Source organism: Streptomyces sp. SID12501, from assembly GCF_010550245.1.
GTDB lineage: Bacteria > Actinomycetota > Actinomycetes > Streptomycetales > Streptomycetaceae > Streptomyces.
This window is the reverse complement of record NZ_JAAGLU010000587.1, coordinates 1-454: the sequence shown is the minus strand read 5'-3', so window position 1 is coordinate 454 and position 454 is coordinate 1. Positions and strand designations below refer to the sequence as shown.

Below are 454 nucleotides of genomic sequence, written 5' to 3'. Positions count from 1 at the left end.
CCGGCATCGCGATGCCGGTCTGGATGCCCGTGGAGGCGTGCTCGGACAGGGCCCAGGTGGCGGCGATGCCGGCGGCCACGACGGCTCCGCCGATCCCGAGGCCGAAGGCCAGGTCGTTCGGCTGCCTCTTGTCCTCGGCGGCCGGACCATCCGGACCGGCCGGACCATCCGGATCAGCCGGACCGGCTTCCCCGGAACCCGACGCCTGTTGGTGGCGCGCGTACGCCCCGAAGAGCACGGCGACGAACAGCGCGGCGGCTCCGAGGAGCAGTAGCCGGGAGACGAACGAGGCGCCCGTCTTGGTCTCCAGTACGGCTTGCAGCCCGGCGAGGTCGAAGACGTCGGCGAACTTGCCCGAGCCGGTGTACGGGTTGCGGAGCGCCAGCATCACCAGGGTGGCCGCGGTGAGGGTGACCCAGCCGCGCACCACGAGCTTCTGCAGCGACCGTTGCGC

At 72.2% G+C, this 454-nt stretch carries 1 pseudogene; it reads right to left on the bottom strand.

The annotated features are described in order from the left end of the window. Positions 1–454: pseudogene (locus G3I71_RS47410) on the bottom strand (hypothetical protein); the annotation flags it as partial.